19 protein-coding genes and 2 pseudogenes are annotated in these 18969 nt (G+C 73.2%); 12 read left to right on the top strand and 9 right to left on the bottom strand.

Annotated elements, in window-relative coordinates; translation table 11 throughout:
* Positions 1-3: 3 nt before the first annotated feature.
* Complete coding sequence (locus ABGB06_RS01315) at positions 4-624, top strand: CGNR zinc finger domain-containing protein (RefSeq protein WP_347584702.1); 621 nt, start codon at positions 4-6, stop codon at positions 622-624.
* Here ABGB06_RS01315 and sodX read toward each other — a convergent pair.
* Positions 537-920, bottom strand: coding sequence for a nickel-type superoxide dismutase maturation protease (gene sodX, locus ABGB06_RS01310; protein ID WP_347584701.1), 384 nt, complete (start codon positions 918-920; stop codon positions 537-539). The genes ABGB06_RS01315 and sodX overlap by 88 nt on opposite strands.
* A gap of 154 nt (positions 921-1074) precedes the next feature.
* On the opposite strand from sodX, the gene sodN reads away from it, so the two are divergent.
* Positions 1075-1470 carry a superoxide dismutase, Ni gene (gene sodN / locus ABGB06_RS01305; protein WP_347584700.1) on the top strand — a complete coding sequence of 132 codons (396 nt, stop codon included), beginning with the start codon at positions 1075-1077 and terminating at the stop codon, positions 1468-1470.
* Between the two features lie 78 nt (positions 1471-1548).
* Here the strand turns inward: sodN and ABGB06_RS01300 are convergent, their stop codons facing one another.
* Together ABGB06_RS01300 and ABGB06_RS01295 are read right to left on the bottom strand one after the other, a co-directional pair.
* Positions 1549-2100 carry an SRPBCC family protein gene (locus ABGB06_RS01300; protein WP_347584698.1) on the bottom strand — a complete coding sequence of 184 codons (552 nt, stop codon included), beginning with the start codon at positions 2098-2100 and terminating at the stop codon, positions 1549-1551.
* Complete coding sequence (locus ABGB06_RS01295) at positions 2097-2447, bottom strand: metalloregulator ArsR/SmtB family transcription factor (protein WP_347584697.1); 351 nt, start codon at positions 2445-2447, stop codon at positions 2097-2099. The genes ABGB06_RS01300 and ABGB06_RS01295 overlap by 4 nt, the downstream gene beginning before the upstream one ends.
* A gap of 161 nt (positions 2448-2608) precedes the next feature.
* On the opposite strand from ABGB06_RS01295, the gene ABGB06_RS01290 reads away from it, so the two are divergent.
* Positions 2609-4144: an amidohydrolase family protein gene (locus ABGB06_RS01290; protein ID WP_347584696.1), complete on the top strand. Its 1536-nt coding sequence runs from the start codon at positions 2609-2611 to the stop codon at positions 4142-4144.
* 58 nt (positions 4145-4202) lie between these two features.
* On the opposite strand, the gene ABGB06_RS01285 is transcribed toward ABGB06_RS01290, so the two are convergent.
* Positions 4203-4901: an SDR family NAD(P)-dependent oxidoreductase gene (locus ABGB06_RS01285; protein ID WP_347584695.1), complete on the bottom strand. Its 699-nt coding sequence runs from the start codon at positions 4899-4901 to the stop codon at positions 4203-4205.
* Between the two features lie 113 nt (positions 4902-5014).
* Between ABGB06_RS01285 and ABGB06_RS01280 the strand changes: the two genes are divergently transcribed.
* Positions 5015-5881 carry a helix-turn-helix transcriptional regulator gene (locus ABGB06_RS01280; protein WP_347584694.1) on the top strand — a complete coding sequence of 289 codons (867 nt, stop codon included), beginning with the start codon at positions 5015-5017 and terminating at the stop codon, positions 5879-5881.
* 27 nt (positions 5882-5908) lie between these two features.
* Positions 5909-6107, top strand: a pseudogene (locus ABGB06_RS01275) (hypothetical protein); the annotation flags it as partial.
* Positions 6108-6132: 25 nt separating this feature from the next.
* Here the strand turns inward: ABGB06_RS01275 and ABGB06_RS01270 are convergent.
* A pseudogene (locus ABGB06_RS01270) lies at positions 6133-6767 on the bottom strand (response regulator transcription factor).
* Positions 6767-7972, bottom strand: a complete 1206-nt coding sequence (locus ABGB06_RS01265) for a histidine kinase (RefSeq protein WP_347584693.1) — start codon at positions 7970-7972, stop codon at positions 6767-6769. The pseudogene ABGB06_RS01270 and the gene ABGB06_RS01265 overlap by 1 nt, the downstream one beginning before the upstream one ends.
* Positions 7973-8083: 111 nt before the next feature.
* Between ABGB06_RS01265 and ABGB06_RS01260 the strand changes: the two genes are divergently transcribed.
* Complete coding sequence (locus ABGB06_RS01260; protein ID WP_347584692.1) at positions 8084-8764, top strand: DedA family protein; 681 nt, start codon at positions 8084-8086, stop codon at positions 8762-8764.
* 49 nt (positions 8765-8813) lie between these two features.
* On the opposite strand, the gene ABGB06_RS01255 is transcribed toward ABGB06_RS01260, so the two are convergent.
* Positions 8814-11198, bottom strand: a complete 2385-nt coding sequence (locus tag ABGB06_RS01255) for a helicase (RefSeq protein WP_347584690.1) — start codon at positions 11196-11198, stop codon at positions 8814-8816.
* A gap of 148 nt (positions 11199-11346) precedes the next feature.
* Here ABGB06_RS01255 and ABGB06_RS01250 point away from each other — a divergent pair, with 148 nt between their 5' ends.
* The 4 genes from ABGB06_RS01250 (at position 11347) to ABGB06_RS01235 (ending at position 14828) form a co-directional block, all read left to right on the top strand.
* Positions 11347-11829: an NUDIX domain-containing protein gene (locus ABGB06_RS01250; RefSeq protein ID WP_347584689.1), complete on the top strand. Its 483-nt coding sequence runs from the start codon at positions 11347-11349 to the stop codon at positions 11827-11829.
* A 121-nt stretch (positions 11830-11950) separates the two neighbouring features.
* The gene (locus ABGB06_RS01245) at positions 11951-13078 is read left to right on the top strand and encodes a hypothetical protein (RefSeq protein ID WP_347584688.1); all 1128 of its coding nucleotides are present in this window, start codon (positions 11951-11953) and stop codon (positions 13076-13078) included.
* A gap of 305 nt (positions 13079-13383) precedes the next feature.
* Positions 13384-13797, top strand: a complete 414-nt coding sequence (locus tag ABGB06_RS01240; RefSeq protein WP_347584687.1) for an anti-sigma regulatory factor — start codon at positions 13384-13386, stop codon at positions 13795-13797.
* A gap of 62 nt (positions 13798-13859) precedes the next feature.
* A complete protein-coding gene (locus tag ABGB06_RS01235; protein ID WP_347584686.1) occupies positions 13860-14828 on the top strand; it encodes an RNA polymerase sigma factor SigF in 969 nt (322 codons plus the stop codon).
* Between the two features lie 278 nt (positions 14829-15106).
* On the opposite strand, the gene ABGB06_RS01230 is transcribed toward ABGB06_RS01235, so the two are convergent.
* Positions 15107-15541, bottom strand: coding sequence for a hypothetical protein (locus ABGB06_RS01230; RefSeq protein WP_347584685.1), 435 nt, complete (start codon positions 15539-15541; stop codon positions 15107-15109).
* A 65-nt stretch (positions 15542-15606) separates the two neighbouring features.
* Here ABGB06_RS01230 and ABGB06_RS01225 point away from each other — a divergent pair, with 65 nt between their 5' ends.
* Together ABGB06_RS01225 and ABGB06_RS01220 are read left to right on the top strand one after the other, a co-directional pair.
* Positions 15607-16587, top strand: coding sequence for a diacylglycerol kinase family protein (locus ABGB06_RS01225; RefSeq protein WP_347584684.1), 981 nt, complete (start codon positions 15607-15609; stop codon positions 16585-16587).
* 300 nt (positions 16588-16887) lie between these two features.
* Positions 16888-17145, top strand: a complete 258-nt coding sequence (locus ABGB06_RS01220; protein WP_062206726.1) for a WhiB family transcriptional regulator — start codon at positions 16888-16890, stop codon at positions 17143-17145.
* A gap of 210 nt (positions 17146-17355) precedes the next feature.
* Here the strand turns inward: ABGB06_RS01220 and ABGB06_RS01215 are convergent, their stop codons facing one another.
* Positions 17356-18843, bottom strand: a complete 1488-nt coding sequence (locus ABGB06_RS01215; RefSeq protein ID WP_347584683.1) for a histidine kinase N-terminal domain-containing protein — start codon at positions 18841-18843, stop codon at positions 17356-17358.
* Between the last annotated feature and the right edge of the window lie 126 nt (positions 18844-18969).

Genomic DNA, 18969 nt, shown 5'->3' with positions numbered 1-18969 from the left:
CAATTGGAGCTCACCTATTACTCGGACTTCGCCGTGCGCCTGGTGAACACGGAGGAACCGCTGCGCGGCACGGACTCGTTGACCTCGGTGGAGGCCGTGCGCTCGCTCTTCGGACCGTCCCAGCACGCCGCCCGGCGCGCCGGCGACGCGGACGTGACCCGGCTGCGCGGGGTGCGCAACCGGCTGCGCGCGGTCTTCACCGCCGCCGCGGAGGGCGACGAGGTCACGGCCGTCGACCTGCTCAACGCCCTGCTGCTGGAGTATCCGGCGAGCCCGCAGATCTCGGGACACGACTACCTCGACGAGCAGGGCCGCCCGCGCTGGCACCTGCATCTCGCCGAACACCCGTCCAGTGCGACCGCCGGCTACGCGGCCATCGCCTGCATGGGCCTCGCCTTCCAGTTGACCGATCTGGGCGTGGACCGGCTGGGGGTGTGCGAGGCGACGCCCTGCCGCAACGCCTATATCGACACGTCGACGAATCGATCGAAACGCTACTGCTCCGACCGCTGCGCGACCCGCGCGAACGTGGCCGCCTACCGGGCGCGGAAGCGGCGGGAACGGGAGTTGAGCGGGCGCACCGCCGAGGGCAGCCAGCGGGCCAGCGAGAGCAACGAGCGCTGACCGCCGCCCGGGCCGCGCAGCCGCAGCACCGCCCTGGCCAGCACCATGCCGTCCGGCACCGCGCCGAACTCCCGGCTGTCGTTGGTGACGCGCGGGTTGTCGCCGAGCACCCACCAGCCCTCGCCGCGGCGGCCGGCCACGCGTTTGACGATCAGCAGGTCCTGCTGGAGCGGGTGACGGAGCACCACGACGTCGCCGGGGCGCACCCGCACCCCGTAGCACAGCAGCAACTGGTCCCCCGGACGCAACGTCGGCAGCATCGAGGGGTTGTACACATCGGCCAGGCCCAGCCGCATCGCCGTGTCCCTCCGTCCGCGTCCGCCGCCGTGGCCCCAGTCAACACCGGACTTTGGTCCTAAGCCCGGCCCCGGGGCCCGGGTCCGCCGAGAAAACGGGCCTGTCCCGGAGTAGTCTCACCCGTGAGAAGACGATCACGAGGAAGGACAGCTGATGCTCTCCCGCCTGTTCGCCCCCAGGGTGAAGGTCAGCGCCCACTGCGACCTGCCGTGCGGCGTCTACGACCCCGCTCAGGCCCGGATCGAGGCCGAATCCGTCAAGGCCGTCCAGGAGAAGTACCAGGCCAACGACGACCCGCACTACCGCGCCCGGTGCACCGTCATCAAGGAGGAGCGGGCCGAGCTCGCCAAGCACCACGTCTCCGTGCTGTGGAGCGACTACTTCAAGCCGCCGCACTTCGAGAAGTACCCCCAGCTGCACTCGCTGGTGAACGAGACCCTCAAGGCCCTGAGCACCGCGAAGGGCTCCACCGACCCGGCCACCGGCCAGAAGGCGCTGGACCTCATCGCGGAGATCGACACGATCTTCTGGGAGACCAAGAAGGCCTGACCAGGTCTCAGCTTCCGGCAGCGGGCCGGTCAGACGTGATGTCACGTCCGACCGGCCCGCTGTCGCGTCGAGGGGTCGCTAGCCGTTCGTCCCGTCGCTGCCGGGGATCGGGGCTCCCGAGGGCGTCCCGGCGGTGACGTACTCGTCGTAGAGCTCCGCCCAGCCGACGGGTTGGTCGTCGGCGTGCGGTCCCGCCGTCGGGCGGCCGGCCACCCGGGCGTCGAGGGCGAGGAGGCAGACGTGCCAGCCGGCCGCGTTGCGGGCCGCGGTGTTCCTGGCCTCCAGCACGTTGGTGAGGGCGAACCGGGTGCGCCGGCCGTCGAGCGGCTCCAGTTCGAAGCGCAGTTCGTCGCCCAGCCAGGAGAACGCGAGCAGCCGCGGCGGGTCGAGTTCGAGCACCCGCCCGGTCGTCCGGGCCTCCGGCAGATGCGGGTCGCCGGCGAAGGTGAGCAGGCCGCCGGGCCTGAGCTCGATGGTGACCTCGGGCGAGGGGAACCAGTGGGCGAGCTCGGCCGGCTCGGTGACCAGGGCCCAGACGCGTTCGATCGGATGGTCGTAGATCCGCTCGAAGCGGACGGCCGGGCGTCCGTCGTCGAGCTCCAGGTAGCTGCCGGGATCGGTGGTGGTCATCGTTCGTCAGCGCCTCTCCGTTGCTGGTGGCTGAGTTCTCCGGCGTGGGCGTCGAGGCGGTGGCCCAACGCGTCGAGGCTGCGGTTCCACAGCCGCCGGTAGGGCGCCAGCCACGCGTCGAGGTCCGCCATGGGGGCGGGCTCCAGCACGTACAGCCGGCGCTGGGCATCCGGCTCGGCGCGGACCAGGCCGGCCTCGCGCAGCACCCGCAGGTGCTTCGAGGCGCCCGGCTGGCTGAGCCCGCACGCCTCGGCCAGCTCGCCGACCGGCCGCGGGCCGCCGAGCAGTTGGCCGAGTATCGCCCGCCGGTTCTCGTCGGCGAGCGCGTTCCACACCGCTGTCTCCATGCCCCCAGCATGCCTCCGCAGGCATATAACCGTCAAGGAATATACGTACGGGGGTGCGGCTGGCTACACCCCGGATCGGCGGTCCCGCCCCACTGACCCGCGGCCGTTCCCCGCGAAGGATCAAAGACGACAGGGACAACGACGAGGCGAGGAGCAGGACCATGGCGCGAACGATCTCCCGGCGTGCGGTGCTGGCCGGTGCGGCGGCAGGAGTGGCGGGCACGGCGGTCGGGGTGGGCCGTGGCGCGCCGGCGAGCGCGGCGGAGCCCGCCGTCACGGCCGTGACGGGGGCCACGGTGATCGACGCGGTGGGCGGCGTCCGGCGCGACCAGAACGTCCTCGTGCGCGACGGCCGGATCCTGGCCGCCGGCCATCTCCACCGGGTGCCGGTGCCGTCGGACGCGCGGGTGGTCGACGGACGCGGCCGGTTCCTCATCCCGGGTCTGGCCGACATGCACACGCACGCCACGGAGATCGAGCCCACCGACCCGGAGATGTACGTGGTCAACGGCGTCACGACCACCCGGCAGATGACGGCGAACGAGGCGGTCCGCGGCTGGCGGCGGGAGATCGAGGCCGGCACCAGGCTCGGGCCCCGCTGGACGGTCGGCAGCGACGTCATCGACGGTTCGCCCTCGCTGTGGGAGGGGCTCGGCGTGCCGCACGTCGCGGTGGCCGACGCGGCGCAGGCCCGCGCCGCCGTGCGCCAGCAGGCGCGGGCCGGCGCCGAGTTCGTCAAGACGTACACCCGCCTGTCCCGCGAGTCGTTCCACGCGGTCGCCGACGAGGCCCGCCGGGTGGGCCTCCCGTTCCTCGGGCACGTGCCCGACTTCGTGCCGGTCACCGAGGCCAGCGACGCCGGACTGCGCAGCATCGAGCACCTCTTCGAGTTCTGGTACGACACCTCCCGCGACGAGCGGCGGCTGCGCCGCGAGATCGCCCGCATCCGGATCGCCGGCGGCGACTACGCCGGATGGTTCACGGGACTGCACCCCGTCGAGTACGCCGCCGCGCGCAGCTACGACCCCGACCGGGCCGCCCGGGTCTTCGAGCGGCTGGCGCGCAACGGCACCCACGTGACGCCGACGCTCACGGTGCACTGGACCTGCGACGTGCCGCAGGACGTGCCGCACGACGACCCCCGGTTCCGGTACGTGAGCGAGGACACGATCGGGTACTGGCAGTGGGCGACCGAGACCATCTACCTGGCGGGGCGCACGCCCCGGGAGAGCGCCGAGCGCCGGGAGCTCTTCGAGCTGCGGCTGCGCCTCGCGGGCGAACTGGCCGGCGCGGGCGTGCCGCTGATGACCGGCACGGATCTCGGCACCGCGTACCTGCTGCCCGGGTTCAGCCTGCACGACGAGCTGCGCCTGCTGGTGCGGGCCGGCCTCACGCCGGCTCAGGTGCTGCGGGCCGCGACCCTGGAACCGGCCCGCCACCTCGGCCGCCACGACCAGGGCGCGGTCCTGCGCGGGCACGTCGCCGATCTGGTGCTGCTCGACGCGGATCCGCTGCGCGACATCCGCAACACCACCCGCATCGACAGCGTCCTCGTGCGCGGCCACCTCATCGACGCACGGGCCCGCCGGCGGATGCTCGCCGAGATCGAGGACGCGGCCCGGAACCGGCCGGCCACCGGGGCGCTCCCGACCGCCGCCGGCTGCGCCTGCCACGGAGGCGGCGCCCGCCCCGTCTGAGGCGGGAGACCCGGAGCCGCCGGGAGACCGGGGCGGGTCACGCCGGATCCTCGCGGTGTCAGGACCAGGCGATCTCGCCATGGCGGGAGACGAGGCGTCCGCTGCCGGCGCCGGGCTCCTCGGTGGCGAGGCGGACGATCGCGTCCGTGCCCTCGGTGACGGTTTGCGGGCCGCTGTGACCGTTGAGGTCGGTCGCGGTGTAGCCGGGGTCGGCAGCGTTGACGCGGATGCCCTTGAGCCCTTTGGCGTACTGCGTGGTCAACATCGTCAGCGCCGCCTTCGAGGAGGTGTACAGCGGCGCGACGACGTGCGACTCGGGTCGGCCAGGGTCGTGGGTGAGGGCGAGGGAGCCCATGCCGCTGCTGACGTTGACGATCACAGGGTCGTCCGAGCGGCGCAGTAGTGGCAGGAACTCGGTGGTGGTGCGGATGACGCCGATGACGTTGACGTCGAGGACGTCGCGGGCATCGGCGGCGGTGAGGTCGCTGGGATCGCCGACGGGGCCGTGCACACCAGCGTTGTTGATCAGGACGTCGATCCTGCCCTCGTGTGCGGCGACGTCCGCGGCCGCGGCGGCCACCGACGCGTCGTCCGTCACGTCGATGGGGACGTGGCGTGCGCCCAGCGCGGCGGCGGCCTCCTCGCCCTGTTCGCGGTTCCGCGCTCCGACGAGCACGGTGTGGCCACACTCAGTCAGGCGGCGGGCGGTCTCGCGGCCGAGCCCCTTGTTGGCTCCGGTGATGAAGGTGATCCTCATGCCTTCGACTCTGATCCCGACGAGGGAGGCGGACCAGGGAGGCTTCGACGGTAGGACGACCAGTACCACCCTCTCGCCCCCTGCGTGACCGGGGATGCGGGAGGATGGCATTCATGTCGGCGACACCCGGAACCGGGCTGGGCGCGATGATCCGCACGTGGCGGGACCGGCTGCCCCCGTCGGCCGCCGGGCTGCCGGTGGCCCGCGGGCGCCGGGCGGCCGGACTGCGGCGCGAGGAACTGGCTGACCTGGCCGGGGTGTCGGTCGACTACGTCGTGCGCCTGGAACAGGGACGGGCCACGACACCCTCAGCGTCGGTGGTGGCGTCCCTGGCGCGAGCCCTGCAGCTGTCGACCGCCGAGCGGGACCACCTGTACCGGTTGGCCCAGCTCGCGCCGCCGGTGGACGGTGCGATCTCCGACCATCTCCCGCCCGGCGTCCAGCGGGTGCTCGCCCGCCTCGGGGACGTGGCGGTGGCCGTGTTCGCGGCGGACTGGCAACTGGTCTGGTGGAACCGTGGGTGGGCGGCCCTGCTGGGCGATCCCTCCGCCTCGCCGCCGCAGCTGCGCAACTTCGCTCGCGACAGGTTCCCGGTGGACGCCGGCCCCGCCCGGCTCGCGCTGTGGCCGGTGACCGAGGCGGACCACGACGCCACCGATGCCGCCGTCGTCTCTGACCTGCGCCGCGCCACCGGCCGCTTCCCTCACGACAGCCGCTTGGCCGCGCTGATCCGTGATCTGGACGCGGGCAACAGGAGGTTCGCCGCGCTGTGGGCGGCCGGGGAGGTGGCCGCGCACCGCGAGGACCACAAGACGATCGACCACCCGTCGGTGGGCCCGGTCACGGTGGACTGCGACGTCCTGACCGACGGCGACTCCGAGCTCAAGATCGTCATCATGACCGCCATGCCAGGCAGTGAGGACGAGACCAGGCTCCGGCTCACCGCCATGGCCGGCCCACCGTCCGTCACGCACACCTGATCCCACCTACGCGTCGAGCCGTCGGCCGCCCGTGCGGGCCGAGCTCCGAATCACGATGCCGACCGCTACCAGGAGAGGAACACCGCCGAGCGCCCGATCCACGACGATCCACGGGTCGAAAGCCCGGCGGGATGTCGCCACCCGCCGCGACAAGACCCCCGAGAGCTGCCCCGCCGGCCCTCGTCTCCGCGCCTCCATGATCTGGATCAAGGACCTCACGCGAACCACATGGGCACGACTCGACACGCGCCCTACGAGTCGAGGTAGCGGAGGACGGCCAGGACGCGGCGGCTGCGGAGAGGTCGAGCTTGTCGAAGATCGCGTTGATGTGCTTCTCGACCGCGCTCCGCGAGACGAAGAGCCGTTCCGCGATGGTCGCGTTGGTGTGCCCCTGCGCCATCGCGTGCAAGACCTCGCGCTCCCGGGGCGTGAGCCGGGCGATCGGGTCGGCGTGGCTGCTGCGGACCAGCAGCTGGCGCACCACCTCGGGGTCGAACGCGGCGCGGCCCGCCGCCACCCGTTCCAGGGCGTCGAGGAACTCGTCGATCTCCACGACGCGGTCCTTCAGCAGGTACCCGACGCCCTCGGTGTCGCCGGTCAGCAGCTCCATGGCGTAGCGGCGCTCGACGTACTGGGACAGCACCAGCACGCCGACCGCCGGCCAGCGCTCGCGGATCCGCAGCGCGGCCCGCAGCCCCTCGTCGTGGGAGGCGTCGCCCAACGTGGGCGGCATCCGGACGTCGACGACCGCCACGTCCGGCGGGTCCCGCTCGATCGCGGCCAGCAGCGCCGCGGCGTCGCCCACGGCCGCGGTCACCTGGTGCCCCTCCTCGGTCAGCAGGCGCACCAGGCCCTCGCGCAGCAGCGTCGAGTCGTCGGCCAGCATCACGCGCACGGCAGCTCCGCGGTGATCGTGGTGGGTCCGCCGACCGGGCTGTCCACCAGCAGCCGGCCGTCGAGCGCGGCGGCCCGCCGGGCCAGGCCGAGCAGTCCGGCGCCCGCCGGGTCCGCGCCGCCCGCGCCGTCGTCGCGCACCCGCACGGTGATGGAGCGGGCCGTCGCCCGCCCGGGCTCATGGTCGGGGTCGGGGCCCGGCCCGTCCTCGGCGAGCCGGACGCTGACCGCGCGGGCGCCCGAGTGCTTGACCGCGTTGGTGACCGCCTCGCAGACCACGAAGTACGCGACGGCGGCGACGTCGGGCTCGGGCCGGGTGGCGAGCCGGTAGTCGAGCCGGACCGGCAGCCCCGACCGTTCGACCACGGTCTCCAGCGCCGCGTGCAGCCCGGCGTCGTCCAGCGCGGTCGGGTAGACCCGCCAGGCCACCTCGCGCAGTTCGGTCAGCGCCTGCCTGGCCTGTTCGTGCGCCTGGGCCAGCAGCTCCCGACCCGGATCCGCGCCGCCCGGATCGGCGTTCGCCGCGCGGCGGGCCCGGCCCAGCAGCATGCCGAGCGCCACCAGCCGTTGCTGCACGCCGTCGTGCAGGTCCCGTTCGATGCGGCGGCGCTCGTCGTGCACCGCCGTCACCACCCCGGCCCGGCTGCTGGCCAGTTCCTCGATGCGGCGGCGCAACGCCTCCTGTTCGCCCGGGCCGAGGGAACGCCGGGCCAGCCGCACCTCCAGTTCGGCGACGCTGAACACCGCCTGCCCGGCCAGGAACAGCAGGAAGAGGCCGCCGACGCAGCTGGTGACGAAGGCGAAGGGCTGCTCGATCGGCGCCAGGACCCACCACGCCCAGACCAGGGCGCTCCCGTACACCACCCCGATCAGCACGCTGAGCAGCACCAGCGCGCCGAGCAGGCCGAGCGGCCAGCGCGCCACCAGATACGCCAGCGAGCGCTCGGCGGGCCCGGGCGACGGCGGCGGTCCGAAGCCGTCCGTGAAGCGCGCGAGCCGGCGGAGCTCCGCCGCGGCGAGCCGGCGCGCGCCCGCGTCGAGCGGGCGCCGCACCGCGCGCCTGGCGCGCGGGAAGGCGAGCACGGGCAACAGGCACAGGCCGGCGCCGACCAGGTACCCGACGTGCCCGACGGCGGTGCCCGCCCCGACCACGAGCCCGGCCGCCGTACGCAGCCATCGCCGCGGCACTCTTCGCATGCCGCTCACGCTAGCCGGCCGGTGGGCGGGCGCGAACTGCGGTTTTCCACAGGATGGTGCGGGGGCTCCCACCCTTCGCCGAAGTCGCGGGCGCCGCCTAGGGTCGTACCGGTGAGCAACCAGACCGAGAACCCCGGCGGCATAGCCGGCTGGGCCACCGACCTGATGGAGACGATGGGGGCACCGGGCGCCGGGCTCGCCATCGCCCTGGAGAACCTCTTCCCGCCGCTGCCCAGCGAGATCATCCTGCCGCTCGCCGGCTTCGCGGCGAGCCAGGGCGACCTGAGCCTGTGGGCCGTGCTGGTGTGGACCACGCTCGGCTCGGTGGTGGGGGCGCTCGCGCTCTACGGGCTGGGGGCGTGGCTGGGCCGCGACCGGCTGCTGACGGTCGCCGAACGGATCCCCCTGATGAAGGTGTCGGACGTCGAGCGGACCGAGCGGTGGTTCGCCAGGCACGGCACCAAGGCCGTGTTCTTCGGCCGCATGGTGCCCGTCTTCCGCAGCCTGGTCTCGGTGCCGGCGGGGCTGAGCGGCGGCCCCTCCCGGACCGACGAGGCCCAGGGGAGGATGCCGCTCGGCCTGTTCCTGGCGCTGACGACGCTCGGCAGCGGGATCTGGAACACCGCCTTCGTGCTGGCCGGCTACCAGCTCGGCGAGGACTGGCACCGGGTCAGCGACGCGGTGGGGCTCTACTCCCGCGTCATCGTGATCGCCGTCGTCGTGGGCCTGCTGGCCTTCGTCGGCTACCGCCTGGTCCGCCCCGGCCGCGGCAGCCGCCGGCGCGGGCGTTGACCGCGACGGTCGCGGGCCGCGACCGTCCTCGGGCACCGCTCGCGCCGGATCAGGCGTCCCGCGGGCGCGTCCTGAGGTGACCCAGCAGGCCCCCGGACCCCGAGGGCACGTGCAGCACGCCCAGCCGCTGGGTCGGTCGGGTCAGCGCGACGTAGAGGTCGTTCAGCCCGCGGCGGGAGTCGGCGATGATGCGGTCGGGGTCGACGACGAGCACGACGTCGAACTCCAGGCCCTTGGCGCGCCGCGGGTCGAGCACCACCACCCGGTCCGCGGGCGCCGCCGCGCGCACCGCGGGGGCCAGCGCCGCCTCCCGGGAGGCGGGGACGACGACCGCGACCCGGCCCTCCGGGGTGCCCGCCGCCTCGGCGGCCGCCAACTCCGCCGCGAGGGCGCCCAGCTCGGCCTCGGGCACGGCACACCGCCACGGCTCGACGCCACCGGTGCGGACCGCCTCCGGCGCCCGGCGCGCGGGGTCGATGCGGCGCAGCACGCCGGCGGCGACCTCCGCGATCTCGGCCGGCAGCCGGTAGTTGACGGTCAGCTCCGCCAGCCGCCACCGGTCGCCGACGTGCGGCGCCAGCACGTCCTCCCAGGAGGGCGCGCCGCCCGTGCCGCCGGTCTGCGCGATGTCCCCGACCACGGTCATCGAACGGGCCGGGCAGCGCCGCATCAGCAGCCGCCAGTCCATCGCGGACAGCTCCTGCGCCTCGTCCACCACGATGTGGCCGAAGGCCCAGGTGCGGTCGGCGGCGGCGCGTTCGGCGGGCGTCCGGTGGTCGCGTTCCCGGTGCCGCTCCGCGAGTTGCTCGGCGTCCAGCAGGTCGTACGCGGCGAGCGTCTCGGCCTCCTCGTCCACCCCGCCCGCGCGCGGCCGGGCGGCACCGGAGACCTCCGCGGCGTCGGTGTCCTCGGTGTCGGCGTCGGGGGCCTCCGCGTCGGCGGCGTCGTGGGGCCCGTCGGCGTCGTCCACGTCGGTGGTACGGGAGCCGTAGGCGACGTCGAGCGCCTCCTGGGCCAGCGCGAGCCGCTCGGCGCGCTCCGCCGCCTCGGCCGCCCGCGCCTCCCGGGCCGCGCGCTCGTCGACGCCGAGCAGGTCCGCGGCCTCGTCGAGCAGCGGGATGTCGGCGGGGCTCCAGCCGGGTCCCGCCCGGAACAGCGCGGCCCGCTCCGCGGCGGTGAGGCCGGGCGCCGCGGCGGCCAGCCGCTCGGGCGAGGCGAACAGCTCGGCGAGCAGCCGCTGCGGCATCAGCGAGGGCCACAGCTCGTCGACCACGGCGGCCACCTCTGGGGTGTCGCGCAGCTCGCGGCGGAAGTCCTCGACCTCCTCCGGGCCGAGGAGGTTCTCCCCGTCGAACGGGTCCACCCCGTACCGTTCGACGAGCCGGCCGGCCAGCGCCGCCACCACCTGCTCGTGGAACACCTCGCGCGCCTCGTTGTGCGGCAGCCGCGACTCCCTGGCTGACCGGCGGGCGGCCTCGACGTCGTCCGGGTCGAGGAGCACGGTCTCGTGCTCGTACGGAATCTCGACCGGCCGCTCGGGGACCCGCTGCCGGTCCCGCACGGCCGCCGCCAGCACCTCGGCCATGGCCGCCCGGCCCTTGATCTCGGCCGCCTCGGGGGACTCCTTCCGGCGGGGCCTGATCCCGGGGTAGAGGTCGTCCACGGTGGCCAGCAGCACGCCGGTCTCGCCGAGCGAGGGCAGCACCTCCTCGATGTAGCGCAGGAACGTCGGGTTGGGGCCGACGATGAGCACCACGCTCCTGGCGAGACGCTCGCGCTGGGTGTAGAGCAGGTAGGCGGCCCGGTGCAGCGCGACGGCGGTCTTGCCGGTGCCGGGGCCGCCCTGGACGACGAGGACGCCGCGGTGCGCGGAGCGGATGATCTCGTCCTGTTCCGCCTGGATGGTCGCGACGATGTCCGACATTCGCCCGGTGCGGGCCGCGTTGAGCGCCGCGAACAATGCCGATTCGCCGGCGGTGGCGCGCGCCTCTCCGCCGAATTCCTCGTCCCTGACCGCGGTCACGCGCCGGTCGACGGTGCTGATATGCCGGCGACGGCGCACGCGTTCCGGGGTGAGCGCGGTCGCGGTGTAGAACGGGCGCGCGGCGGGTGCCCGCCAGTCGATCAGCAGCGGGCGGTCGCCCCCGTCCCCGGCCAGGTCCTCCAGCAGGCCGATGCGGCCGATGTACCGGCGCTCGCCGTCGCGCAGGTCCAGCCGGCCGAAGCACAAGCCCTGCTCAACGGCGTCGAGCCGCCCCAAACGCTGGGCCAACTCGGCCGCGGCCACGTCGCGTTCGGCCAGGCCCTGGTGGCCGAGCCCGGTCCGGGCCAGCACCTCGTCGAGCCGGTCCCGCGTCTGCTCGCGCAGTTCGTCAAGGCGCCCGTAGAGCCGGGTGATGTGATTCTGTTCGCCGTCGTTCTCGACCCTTGACACGCATAACCCCCGATGGCTAGAATTGCTTCCGGCAGTAGGTGACTTGTGCATTCTTGACGCCTACCAAACCAAGCAATATAGCGAGGATTTCGCCCCGTCGCCACGGGGCGCTTTTTTGTTGCCCCCGATTGTTGCCCGAGAGGACCCGATGTCAGGCAGCGTCCCGCTCCCGCCCGCGATCGACTCGATGACGCTGCTCGCCGCGGCCGTGGTCGTGCACGACCGGGACGCCGACCGCGTGGTGCTGCTCCGGCGCGGGCCGCGGGCCAAGTTCGGGCGCGGGCTGTGGGACCTCCCGGTCGGCAAGAGCGACCCGGGCGAACCGGTCACCGAGACCGCCGTCCGCGAGCTGCGCGAGGAGACCGGGCTCGTCGTCGACCCGGCCGACCTGACGCTGGCGCACGTCGTGCACGGCGCCGTCGGCGCGGAGTCCCCCGGCGGCTTCCTCACCGTCATCTTCACCGCGCACCGCTGGCGCGGGACGCTGGTCAACGCCGAGCCCCGCAAGCACTCCGAGGTCCGCTGGCTGCCCACCGGGGACCTGCCGCGCGACGTGGTGTTCTCCACCGACGCCGTGCTCCACCGCTGCCTGACCGGCGACGTCGGCGTCACCCTGCACGGCTGGGGATGACGCACGCGCCCCCGGGGGCGTCCTGTGCAACGCCCGTGCAACTCCGCACCAACGGCTTCCTCCCCACCGTCGGGTGCGCCACCATGGTGTAACGAGACGCGAGGTATCGGGGGATTCGCACATGTCCGCAGGGAACACAGGACCGTCGCCGGATCAGCCAGCGCAGCCCGGCGGCTCCAACTCGCCATCGCCGTACGCGCCGCCGTCGCCGTACGCGGCACCCGCGCCGTCGCCGTTCTGGCCCTCGCCGCACGGCGCTCCCCCGGCCGCCGGACCGCACGGCCCGGGCCCGGACGAGGGCGGCGGCCGGATCCCGGCGCACCAGATCGCGCCGTACGCCGTGAGCGCCGTCCTGCTGATGGTCTTCGCCGGCGGCGTGATCGGGTGGATCGTCGACGGCCTCCGGAACTCCGACAGCGGCGTCGGCGACCTGCTCCAGGCGCTCGTCGATCCGCTGCACGCGAGGGACGCGCAGCTACTGACGCCCTACGAATGGGCCTTCGCGCTGGCTCTGCTGACGGTCGCCGTGCTGGCGCTCTGCCAACGCCGGGTCGCCCGCGGCGGCGCCCTGCTGCTGGCCTTCCTGCTGCTGGGCATCTGCCTCCGACAGGCCGTCGGCTCGATCGACTCCGACTACCGGAAGGACTTCGAGCACCCCGACTACGGGGCGTGGATGCTGGCCACGTACGGCATCGGGCTCGCCATCGCCGTGACCGTACTGATCCTCATGTTGCAGGCGCGCGAGCAGTCCGGCCGGACGCCGCGCACGCTGACGCCGCCGCCGTACCGGCTGGCCGGCGTGCTGCTGGTCGCGATCGGCGTGGTGCAGGCCGCATGGGTGGTGGACCGCCAGTGGCAGATGGACGACGGAAACGTGCAGCCCTTCCACGACTACCTGCGCGAACTGGTCGATCCCTCCGTGTACTACTCACCGCTCAGCCTCAACAGCGGATTCGCGTTCTACGAGGCGGCGCTCATCGTCTCGCTGGTGGTGGTCGGCGTGCTGGCGCTGCTGGGCCGCCGCGTGGCCCGCGGCGCCGGGCTCACCCTCCTGGCCGTCGCCGCCTACCTCCAGGCCCGTGTGGTGACCCTCCGCTTCCAGCTCGGCAACTGGGACGCATACTTCGACTCCGTGCGCGGCATACTCGACGTCGTCACCATCGTCTTCATCAGCGTGACCATCCTGCTCGCCGCGGTCGCGCTCGTGGGCGCGGGCCGGCTCCACCGGGACGTACGATCGGACTGGTGAACGTCCGAGCGCGGGAGCGGGAGGAAGTCCCGGGCCCGTTCCTGGAATTGACACCCCACCCGGCCACGATAAGCACCGAATGCATTACGATGAGTAATACCGCCGAGGTGATCGGGACGTCTCGGCCACATCTCGGACCGGGCGACAGCGTGCCGGAGATCGCGATAGCGTCGCAGGGCGAACCGTCAGCGCGGCCGGTTCGTGGCCAACGTGTCCCAGGGTGCCCCGGCGGTGCCCGTCAGCGTCGACCAGCGCTCGACCAGTGCCCGATGAGCGGATGAGTGAGAGCCACCGTGGAGGTGAGGGTGTCCCCATTCCCAGGTGAACCCGGTTCGCAGGACTTCGTGGAAGTCCGGCTGCCAGCGGCGGGTGCCTACCTGTCCGTGCTGCGTACGGCCACGGCCGGTCTCGCCGCCCGGCTGGACTTCACCCTCGACGAGATCGAGGACCTGCGCATCGCGGTCGACGAGGCCTGCGCGATCCTGCTGCAACAGGCACGGCCAGGCAGCGTGCTCGACTGTGTCTTCACGCTGGTCGGGGACGCGCTGCGGGTCACGGTCTCGGCGCCCACCACGGAGGGGCACGCGCCCGAACGGGACACCTTCGCCTGGACGGTACTGACCGCGTTGGCGGGCGAGGTCGAGTCCGCCGTCGCGGAGGACAAGACGGTCAGCATCAGCCTGCACAAGAAGCGCGGCGCCGCCCCCGGAGCGCCGTGACCGGCACACAGGGGTCGCCACCTGAGGACGAGGGGGCCGAGGTGAACGCCGAGGTGAACGAAGTGAGACAGGCAACGCCGACGGGTCGCCAGGAGCCGGTCGGCGGCACCGCCGCGCCGGAGATCCCTGAGCTTCCGGAGATCCCCGGGCAGCCCGCGGGCCAGCCGGGACAGCCGATTCAGACGGTGACCACCGTGGAGGGCACGGTCGAGGCCACGCTGCGGCCCGAGCTCGCGGCGCAGCGCCCGCAGCCGACCCGGCGGGTGCTGCCGGACCCGCACGACCGCAGCGCCGCGCGCGAGCTCTTCGTGGAGCTGCGCAAGCTCCCCGACGGTTCCGCGGCGCGCGCGGAGCTGCGCGACAGCCTGGTCCGGATGCACCTGCCGCTGGTGGAGCATCTGGCGCGGCGGTTCAGGAACCGCGGCGAACCGCTGGACGACCTGACGCAGGTCGCGACGATCGGCCTCATCAAGTCCGTCGACCGGTTCGACCCGGAGCGCGGCGTGGAGTTCTCCACGTACGCGACGCCCACCGTGGTCGGCGAGATCAAGCGCCACTTCCGGGACAAGGGCTGGGCGGTGCGGGTGCCGCGGCGGCTCCAGGAGCTGCGGCTGTCGCTGAGCACGGCCACGGCGGAGCTGTCCCAGCAGCACGGCCGCGCGCCGACCGTGCACGAGCTGGCCCAGCGGCTGAACATCTCGGAGGAGGACGTGCTGGAGGGCCTGGAGTCCGCCAACGCCTACAGCACGCTCTCGCTCGACGTCCCGGACACGGACGACGAGTCGCCGGCCGTCGCCGACACGCTGGGCGCCGAGGACGACGCCCTGGAGGGCGTGGAGTACCGGGAGTCGCTGAAGCCGCTGCTGGAGGAGCTGCCGCCGCGCGAGAAGAAGATCCTGCTGCTGCGCTTCTTCGGCAACATGACCCAGTCGCAGATCGCCCAGGAGGTCGGCATCTCCCAGATGCACGTCTCCCGCCTGCTGGCCCGCACGCTCGCGCAGCTGCGCGAGAAGCTCCTCGTGGAGGAATAACGCATTGCGCGGACCGGTCCGCGCAATGGCCCACGCAGGGTCGCCGCGTGACCGGCCACGCCGCGGGGAACGTGCCGGGTGCGTGCCGCACGGCGAGCCGGTCCTGACGCTTCACCGCAACTACCCCACCAACACCCCCACAGGGCTCCGAGGGCAGCACGCGCAGCGCCCAGGCCGGCCGGGGACCACACCCGCCCGCGGGCACGGGAAGCACGGTGCTCCGGCCGGGCCGGCAGGCCACCGCTTCGCGGGGGCGCGCCGCGCGGGAAGCGAGACGTTCAGGCGCGGCCGGCGGAGCGTTCGTTCCCGGGGCCGATGCCGAGGGCCGTGGTGGCGGTCGGGTTGATCAGGCAGCCGAGCGTCGCCAGGGCCGACGCGGCCAGGGCGGCGCCGGCCAGCGGCCACGCGGCTCCGCCGCCGGCCATCCCCCAGGCCGTGGGCAGCGCCAGCAGCTGGACGATCACGGCCGGGCCCCGGCTCCAGCGGCGCAGCCGCCACAGGCCGAGCCCGGCGGCCAGCGGCAGCGCCGCCAGCGCCAGCACGGTGACCGCGCCGGTCGCCGCCTGCACGGTGTCGTCCGGATCGCCGAAGACGAGCAGCCCCAGCATGAAGACGCCGAGCCCGGCGATCACCACACCCTGCAGCCCGCACAGCAGCGCCGCGGCGGTGACCCGCCGCGGCCGCCGGGGATCAACGGTCGACGCTTCGCTCACCCCGCCAGGGTATCGCCGGACTCCCCCCGCTCCGGGCTCGCCCCGGCCTCGGTACGCTGCACTTCATGCGCGCACTCCTCGTGGTCAACCCCGCTGCCACCACCACCAGCGCGCGCACCCGCGACGTCATCAGCCGGGCGCTGGCCAGCGAGTTGAAGCTGGAGGTGGCCGGCACCGAGTACCGCGGGCACGCCAGGGAGCTGGCCAGAGAGGCCGCGGAGCGGAACGCCGCCGACGTGGTGATCGCCCTCGGTGGCGACGGCACGGTCAACGAGGTGGTCAACGGGCTGCTGCACCAGGACCCGCAGGGGGAGGAGCGGGAGCTGCTGCCCCGGCTCGCGGTGGTGCCGGGGGGCTCGACAAACGTCTTCGCGCGGGCGCTCGGTCTTCCGAATCACGCCGTGGAGGCCACCGGCGCGCTGCTCGACGCGATTCGCGCCCGCCGCGAGCGCCCGATCGGGCTCGGCCTGGCCAGCGGCACGCCGGGCAGCGTCGACGCCGAGGTGCCTCGGCGCTGGTTCACCTTCAACGCCGGCTTCGGCTTCGACGCGGGCGTGGTGGGCCGGGTGGAGTCGCAGCGGGAGCGCGGCAAGCGCTCCACGCACGCGCTGTACGTGCGGCAGGCGGTGCGGCACTTCGTCGGCGACTACCGGGCCAGGGTGCGCGGCGGCATCTCGCTGCTGCGCCCGGACGAGGAGCCGATCGAGGGCCTGGCGCTGGCCGTCATCTGCAACACCGCGCCGTGGACCTTCCTGGGCAACCGGCCCATCTACGCCGCCCCCCGCGCCTCGTTCGACACCGGGCTCGACGTGTTCGGCCTGTCCCGGCTGTCCTCCGCGGCGGTGGCCAGGTACGGCACCCAACTGCTGCGCACGACCCCGGAACGCGGGGTGCACGGGAAGCATGTGGTGTCCCTGCACGACGAGGCCGAGGTCACCTTGCAATCGCAGGCGCCACTGCCGTTTCAGCTTGATGGTGACCACCTGGGACTGCGAACCAGCGTGCGCTTCACAGGTGCACGGCATGCACTGCGTGTGATTGTGTGAGCGGAACCCCGGAAAGTCCTTCCAGTCGAACGTTTAGTGCAGACCGCACCCGAGGGTTATAGGGCTGTGAGCAACCCGACACCAAGGAATCAAAAAAAACTTTCCGGAAGGGGTTGTATCCGCCGCCGAGGTTTGCGAGTCTCTACTTGGCGATCGGGACGGCCGACCTACGGGCCCCCTTGAGAGCCCGAATCCTCACTCCCACACCCTTGAGCTAGCGCTCGTTCTTTGTGGGGGGATTCGTGAAAGCGTTCACATTCACAAGCAACGTAACAGCAACGTGCAGGAGATGGAGCAGACATGGACTGGCGTCACAGCGCCGTTTGCCGCGAGGAGGACCCCGAGCTGTTCTTCCCCATCGGCAACACCGGTCCTGCGCTGCTGCAGATCGAGGAAGCCAAGGCCGTCTGCCGCCGCTGCCCCGTCATGGAGCAGTGCCTGCAGTGGGCGCTGGAGTCCGGCCAGGACTCCGGCGTATGGGGTGGAATGAGCGAGGACGAGCGCCGTGCGATGAAGCGCCGCGCCGCCCGGAACCGAGCGCGGAAGGCGACCGCCTGAGGCACGCCCTGCCCGGCGGTCCCCCCGCAGCCATCAAGCCACCCGCTGCCCCGAGCCGCAGCACGCAGCACCTTTCGAGTGCGCGCACGACACGGCACTGAGCCCCGATCCGGTGACACAGTCACCCCGGGTCGGGGCTCAGGGCTGTTCTGGCTCGGTGTTGAGTCCGATGCGGTGTTGAGTCCGATGCGGCGTCAGACGCGGTCGGGCTCAGCGTTTGTGCTGGACGAGGGGGATGTCGAGCACCACGCGGGTGCCGCCGTTGGTGGCCGGCACCATGTCGAACCCGCCACCCAACTCGCCCTCCACCAGCGTCCGCACGATCTGCAGCCCGAGGTTGCCGTGCCGCAGCGGGTCGAACTCGGCCGGCAGGCCACGCCCGTCGTCCCTGATGGTGACCAGCAGGCGTCCCGGCTCCCCCCGCCGGGCGTCGGAGCGCACCGCGTTGACCTCGATCTCTCCCCGCTCCCCCGGTCCGAAGCCGTGCTCCAGCGCGTTCTGCAGCACCTCGGTGAGCACCATCGACAGCGGGGTGGCGGTCTCCGCGTCGAGTATCCCGAAACGGCCCTGGCGGCGGCCGGTGACCCGGCCGTCGGGCGAGAGCTCGGCGACCATGGCGATCACCCGGTCCGCGATCTCGTCGAACTCCACACGCTCGTCGAGGTTCTGGGAGAGCGTCTCGTGCACGATGGCGATCGAGCCGACCCGCCGCACCGCCTCGTCCAGCGCGGCCCTGGCGCGGTCGTCGCCGCTCGCGCCGATCCGTCGGGACTGGAGCCGCAGCAGGGCGGCGACGGTCTGCAGATTGTTCTTCACCCGGTGGTGGATCTCCCGGATGGTGGCGTCCTTCGTGATCAACTCGCGCTCGCGTCGGCGCAGTTCGGTCACATCGCGGAGGAGGATCAACGAACCGACGTGCTCGCCCTTGGGCTTGAGCGGGATGGCACGCAACTGCACGACGCAGTCGTGGCCGTCGATCTCGGCCTCCCTGGGCGCCCAGCCGCTGGCGAGCTTGACCAGCGACTCGTCCACCGGGCCGCGGGTCGGGGCGAGTTCCGCCGTCGTCGGGCCGAGCGGCAGCCCCACCAGATCGGCGGCCAGCCCCAGCCGGTGGTAGGCGGAGAGCGCGTTCGGGCTGGCGTACTGGACCACGCCGTCGGCGTCGAGCCGGATGAAACCGTCGCCGACCCGGGGCGTGCGGTCCATGCCCACCTGCTGGCCGGGGAACGGGAAGCTGCCGGCGGCGATCATCTGGGCCAGGTCGGAGGCGCTCTGCAGATAGGTGAGCTCCAGCCGGCTCGGGGTGCGCACGGTGAGCAGGTTGGTGTTCCTCGCGATGACGCCGATCACCCGGTCCTCCCGGCGGACCGGGATGGACTCGACCCGGACCGGCACCTCCTCGCGCCATTCCGGGTCGCCCTCGCGGACGATCCGGCCCTCGTCGACGGCCACGTCCAGCAGCGGCCGGCGGCCGCGCGGCACGTGGTGCCCGACCATGTCGTCCTGGTACGAGGTGGGGCCGGTGTTGGGCCGCATCTGGGCCACCGAGACGTAGCGGGCGCCGTCCCGGGTGGGCAGCCACAGCACCAGATCGGCGAACGAGAGGTCGGCGAGCAGTTGCCACTCGGAGACCAGCAGGTGGAGCCACTCGAGGTCGCGTTCCCCGAGGTCGGTGTGCTGGCGCACGAGGTCGTTCATGGAGGGCACCCTGGCGAGCTTACCGCCGCGTCAGGACGCGGGCCCGGGAGAGTGCGCGGAACACCGCGCGCGGGCGCGGGCGCCGCGGGCGCCGGCGGGGGCCGAGTAAGTGTGTTCAGAGGATGG

Origin of the sequence: Streptomyces sp. B6B3 (assembly GCF_039871525.1) — a bacterium.
Classification (GTDB): Bacteria; Actinomycetota; Actinomycetes; order Streptomycetales; family Streptomycetaceae; genus Streptomyces.
The sequence above is the reverse complement of the archived record's forward strand: the minus strand, read 5'-3'. Positions and strand labels throughout refer to the sequence as shown.